The 5,764-nt window shown below is 60.3% G+C and carries 6 protein-coding genes; 4 read left to right on the top strand and 2 right to left on the bottom strand.

All coding sequences use genetic code 11. From position 1 onward, the window contains the following. Positions 1-850 (bottom strand): acyl-CoA dehydrogenase family protein (locus AC1DT3_RS10745; protein ID WP_477465247.1); only part of this gene is annotated, 850 nt, incomplete at its 3' end. Positions 851-946: 96 nt separating this feature from the next. Beyond that, positions 947-1,876, bottom strand: a complete 930-nt coding sequence (locus tag AC1DT3_RS10740) for a LysR substrate-binding domain-containing protein (RefSeq protein ID WP_477465246.1) — start codon at positions 1,874-1,876, stop codon at positions 947-949. A gap of 174 nt (positions 1,877-2,050) precedes the next feature. On the opposite strand from AC1DT3_RS10740, the gene AC1DT3_RS10735 reads away from it, so the two are divergent. The 4 genes from AC1DT3_RS10735 to AC1DT3_RS10720 all read left to right on the top strand — a co-directional run. Next, on the top strand, positions 2,051-2,560 hold the full coding sequence (locus AC1DT3_RS10735; protein WP_477465248.1) for a thiamine pyrophosphate-binding protein: 510 nt from the start codon (positions 2,051-2,053) through the stop codon (positions 2,558-2,560). A gap of 8 nt (positions 2,561-2,568) precedes the next feature. Beyond that, positions 2,569-3,162 carry a thiamine pyrophosphate-dependent enzyme gene (locus AC1DT3_RS10730; RefSeq protein WP_477465245.1) on the top strand — a complete coding sequence of 198 codons (594 nt, stop codon included), beginning with the start codon at positions 2,569-2,571 and terminating at the stop codon, positions 3,160-3,162. 8 nt (positions 3,163-3,170) lie between these two features. Next, positions 3,171-4,712: an aldehyde dehydrogenase gene (locus tag AC1DT3_RS10725; RefSeq protein WP_477465244.1), complete on the top strand. Its 1,542-nt coding sequence runs from the start codon at positions 3,171-3,173 to the stop codon at positions 4,710-4,712. An 8-nt stretch (positions 4,713-4,720) separates the two neighbouring features. Continuing rightward, on the top strand, positions 4,721-5,764 hold a 1,044-nt coding region (locus AC1DT3_RS10720), incomplete at its 3' end, for an NAD(P)/FAD-dependent oxidoreductase (protein WP_477465243.1).

Below are 5,764 nucleotides of genomic sequence, written 5' to 3'. Positions count from 1 at the left end.
ATTGTATTCCCTGGTTCTGGCCGATCGGCCGGCCGAAGACCGACCGATCGCGAGCGTAGGCCGAGCCCTTTTCCAAAAACCATTTGGCGTCACCGATACATTCGGCTGCGATCAGGATGCGTTCTGCGTTCATGCCGGAGAGGATGTAGCGAAAACCTTTGCCCTCCTCGCCGATGAGGTTGGCGGCCGGCACCCGCACATCCTCAAAGAACAATTCAGTGGTTGAGTGATTCATCATCGTGCGGATAGGCCGGATCGTGAGACCCGCCCGCTTCGCCTCACGCATGTCGACGAGAAACGTCGAGAGCCCGTCGGTCCGCTTCGCCAGCTGGTCTCGCGGCGTCGTGCGCGCCAGCAGCAGCATCAGGTCGGAATGTTCTGCCCGACTCGTCCACACTTTCTGGCCGTTGATGACGTACTCGTCGCCCTCGCGGCGAGCGAAGGTCTTGATCGACGTGGTATCCGTTCCGCTGGTCGGCTCGGTGACACCGAAGGCCTGGAGCCGCAATTCGCCCGCAGCGATCTTCGGCAGATACGCAGCCTTCTGTGCATCGTTGCCGTGCCGCAGCACCGTTCCCATCACGTACATCTGCGCGTGAGAGGCGGCGCCGTTACATCCGGCGCGTTGAACCTCCTCGAGAATGGCGGCTGCCGCTGAAAGCGTTAGACCGGCACCGCCATACTCTTCCGGAATCAGCGCGGACAGAAATCCGGATTTGGTGAGCGCATCGACGAACGCCGTCGGATATTCCATCGCCCGGTCGAGCGTGCGCCAGTATTCGCCCGGAAATTGCTCGCAAAGCTTGCGAACCGCTTCGCGGATTTCGGGGTGATCGAGTTCGTGGGTCATGATAGGTTGCCGCCTTGAAGACCCCGATCTTATCAGTCGATGAGGTATGACTTCAAAGCAGTAGACAAGCTACCAGCTATAACATCTTGCTATTGGTTAGCCGTCAATCAGCTGCCCGATCCAGATGCCCCGGTTGACGAGGTCTGTCACGACCTCGGTGATGGTATCCGCTGCGAAGCGTGCGGCGCGCGAGGCAGGGCGGTCGCTGGGCAACGCCATCACCAATCGGCGCACAGGGCTTGGATCGAACAGCGGCGCCGCCGTCAGGCGTCCGGCCGTGACGTCACTGTGGATGGAGGCAAGCGGCAGGACCGTCATGCCATAGCCGTTGCTGACCAGATCCTTCAGCGTTTGAAACGAGTCGGCCTCGATGCTCACCTTCAGCTCGATGTCGAGATCAGCAGCGCAACGTTCGACGATCGCGCGCAGGCCGTGGCGAGGGCTGGGAAGCAACAAGTCATGCCGGACCAAATGGGCAAATGGTACGGCGCGAACGACCGAGAGCGATGCATCGGGCGGCCCCACCTGAAAAAGATTTTCCAGGAGCAGAGGTTTCGATCGGAGTGAGCGCGTCGGCTGCGGATCATACAAGACGGCCACGTCCACTTCGCCACGTTGAAGCCAGTCGAGCAGGTAGCCTGTAAATGCACTCACGAAGCGCAGTTCGATCTGCGGATGAGTTCTGCGGAAGGCAGCCACGACCTGAACCGAGATGATATCGGCGACCGTGGGAGGCATGCCGATCACGACTTTCCCCGTCAGCATCGCGTTCATGTCCGTGACGCTTGCTCTTATCTCCTCCATCTCGGCCATGATCCGGCTGGCATGGCTGAGGACCTCCCGCCCGATGTCCGTCATGACCATCCCGCGGCCGTGCCGTTCGAAGAGGCGCGTCTTCAGCTCTTCCTCAAGCAGCCGAATTTGTCGGCTGAGCGCAGGTTGCGCGATGCGCAACCTATCGGCCGCTTTGYTGAGGCTTCCGAGCTCGGCGACGTGGATCAGGGTACGGAGTTGAGTGAAATCCATGATCTATCACTATTGGGTATATCTGCTCACAAGCAATTCGTGGTTCGCGATGAGAGTCAAGGCTCTAATCTAAGCGAATATCAAGCGAGGAAATTCGAAGTGGGCAGTGGTGGCACGGCGGTGAAAACCAAGTTCAAGTCAACCGAGCAGGCTGGGGCGAGTGCGCAGGCCGTTATCGCACAGACGTGGCCGCTCGAACTCTATCGCGTGCTTAAAGCAGCCAAGGTCAGTCACATGGCCTACGTACCGGATGCCGGTCATTCGACGCTTATCGAGCTGATGAATGCCGATCCGGACATTGCCTGCAACGTCCTGACCACCGAGGAAGAAGGGGTGGCCATTGCGGCGGGCGCCGCGCTCGGCGGTCAGCGCAGCGTGTTGCTGATGCAGTCCAGTGGCGCGGGCAATTGTATCAACATGCTGTCGTTACCCATCATGTCGCGCTTTCCGTTGCTGATGCTGGTCACCATGCGGGGGGAATGGGCCGAGTTCAATCCATGGCAGGTGCCGATGGGGCTCGCGACAGAAGCCACGTTGGTGGCGGTGGGCGTGCGCGTCATTCGCGCCGACACTCCGGAAGACTTGATCGAAGCCGTGTCGTCCGCCGCGGTTTTGGCCTACGAGGGTGATCAGCAGGTTGCCGTTCTGATATCCCAGCGATTGCTCGGCAAGAAGAAGTGGTGAGCCCGGCTATGAAAAACTCCCCAAGCCTCCTCGATCGCCGACAGGCCGTTGCGGCGCTCCTCAAAGACAGGGGCGATCTGCTCGTCGTCACGGGTCTCGGTTCACCGAGCTACGACGTTCACTCCCTGGGCGACCTTGACGCCAATTTCTATCTGTGGGGAGCAATGGGCAGTGCTGCCCTGGTCGGGCTTGGGCTTGCCCAGGCGCAACCGGACAAGACGGTTGTGGTGATCACCGGGGACGGCGAGCAACTGATGGGTCTCGGTGGGCTGGCGACGATCGGTGTGGCCAAACCAAAGAATCTCGTGGTCGTGGTGATCGACAACAATCATTTCGGCGAAACCGGCATGCAGCAAAGCCATACCGGTCTGGGACTCGAACTCGCCAGCGTGGCGCAAGCCTGCGGCATCTCCGACACGCGAGTCGTGCGGGATCTCAAAGGCGTCGACGAACTCCGCGCCGAGATTCATCGATCTACAGGGGCGCCGCGCCTTTTCGTCGTCAAGGTCAAGGCCGAAAATCTGCCGCGTTCACTTCCGCCGCGCGACGCCGTTCATGTGAAGAACCGCTTCCGCGCCCATCTCGGTTTCGCAACCATCTGAAGGATGCCATGAACGCGCTCGCGACTTTCCACAATATCATCGATGGTCGCGCGGTTGAGACCACGGGGACGTTCGAAAGCCACGATCCTTTCACCGGCAAACCCTGGGCGCTCATTCCTCGTTGCGATGCGTCTCATGTGGATGCGGCGGTCGCCGCTGCATCGCGGGCTTTCAAGAGCGGCGAGTGGCCCAAGCTCAATGCCTCCGCTAGGGGGAAGCTGCTCGTGCGTCTCGCCGACCTCATCGCGCAGAATGCAGAAAAGCTTGCGGCCATCGAGACGCGCGACAATGGCAAGCTGATCGCCGAAATGAGGGCGCAGCTGCACTACGTTCCCGAATGGTATCGGTATTTCGGCGGCCTTGCCGACAAGATCGAAGGGAGCGTTCTCCCTATCGACAAGGCGGGCATGTTCGCTTTCACGCGGCAGGAGCCATTGGGCGTTATCGCCGCGATCGTCCCCTGGAATTCGCCGCTCATGCTGCTGACCTGGAAGCTCGCGCCACTTCTCGCTGCCGGCAACACGGTGGTGATCAAACCATCCGAGCACGCTTCGGCATCGACTCTGGCCTTCATCGAGCTGTTCGAACAAGCGGGCTTTCCGGCGGGCGTCGTCAACACGGTGACGGGAATGCCGCTCGAGGTGGGCGTCCCACTCGTCCACCACCCGGACGTGGCCAAAATTGCGTTCACCGGCGGCGAGCCAGGCGGCATTGCGATCTACAAAGCGGCGGCCGAGGGGCTTAAGCACGTGACGCTTGAACTCGGGGGGAAATCGGCCAACATCGTCTTTGGCGATGCTCGACTTGACAGCGCCGTGCCGGGGGTCATCTCTGGAATTTTTGCGGCGACCGGTCAGACCTGCATCGCGGGCTCGCGACTTTTGGTGGACCGCAGGGTGCATGACGAAGTGGTCGATAAGATCGTCACCATGGCCCGCAGTGCTCGCATAGGCAATCCCGCGCGGGACGATACGCAGGTGGGACCGATCACGACCGAGGCTCAGCGCGGGAAGGTGCTCGACTACATGGACGTGGCCCGTCGCGAGGGAGCATCCTGTGTACTAGGCGGCGGCACCCCGACAGCCACCGATCTAGCGGCAGGCTGGTTCGTGGAGCCGACGATTTTCACTGGTGTGTCGAATGCCATGCGGATCGCAAGAGAAGAAGTGTTCGGGCCCATTCTGTCGGTGATCCCGTTCGACGACGAAGACGAGGCATTCTCCTTGGCCAACGACAGTCCCTACGGTCTCGCGGCAGGCGTGTGGACCAGCGACATCGGCCGCGCCCTGAGAAGCTCGGCGAGACTGGAAGCCGGTACGATTTGGATCAACACGTATCGCGCTTTGAGCTACATGGCGCCTTTCGGCGGATACAAACGCAGTGGCATCGGACGCGAGAGCGGCCAGGAGGCGATCAACGCCTATCTCCAGACCAAGACGGTCTGGATCGACAGCGTGGGAACAACGAGCAATCCCTTTATTATCCGCCAGGATTCGGCGGCGAGCCAGTCCGAATCGTCACCTGATCAGAATGCCGCGAGCGCTCCATGACGAGCCGAATGGAATCAGTCGTGATCATCGGTGGCGCCATCATGGGCAGCTTCACGGCCTTTTTCCTCCGTCAATGCGGGTTCAAAGGACGGATCAGCGTCCTGGAAAAAGATCCGACGTACCAATTCTCGTCGACGGCTCTCTCGGCCGCATCCATCCGAACGCAGTTCGGTTGCCCGATCAATGTCAGGATGAGTCTGTTCGGAGCCGATTTCTTCAAGTCCATCAAAACGTGGTTCGGCGACGATGCCGATATCGGCTTTACCGAGCGCGGCTACCTGATCATCGGAACAGACGGCATGGAAACACGCTGGGCCGGAGCCGATATGCAGAGAGCCGAAGGTGCGGACGTGAAAAGCTTATCGCCATCCGAGGCGAAGCTGCTCTTTCCCTGGCTCAACGTGGACGATATTGCTGGTGCGACCTATGGAGTAGCCAACGAAGGTTGGTTCGATGCCTGGGCACTTCTGCAACTGGTTCGTCGTGAAGCCAAGAAACGCGAAGTGGATTTCATCGCGACCGAAGTGAGAGCGATCGACGTACGGGGCGGATCGGTCGTCGCTGTGAGGACCGCAGACGATAAAACCATCGCGGCTGATTGGTGCATCAATGCGGCAGGACCCGCATCGGGCAAGGTTTCGGCTTGGCTCGATATCGACATTCCGGTCGAACCGCGAAAGCGGACCGTCTTCCACATCAAAGCGCCTCTCGAGGGCGAAACCGTTCCAATGCTTTTCGATGCTTCCGGGGCTTGGATGCGCCCCGAGGGAGAAGGTTTCATTGCCGGGATTGCGCCGGAAGCCGGGAATGATCCCAACGCCGAGGGTGATTTCGAACCCAATCACGACCTTCTCGAAAACGCCCTCTGGCCAGCTTTGGCCCACCGGGTGCCGGCACTTGAGAATCTTCGTGTCCAAAACGCTTGGGCCGGCCACTACGAGATGAAYCTGCTGGACCACAACGGTATCGTCGGTCCGCACGAGGACATTGCGAATTTCATCTTTGCAACCGGCTTCTCGGGACACGGCGTCATGCATTCGCCTGCCGTCGGA

The organism is Microvirga sp. P4_G7 (genome assembly GCF_056401005.1).
This window is presented reverse-complemented; position numbering and strand designations above follow the sequence as displayed.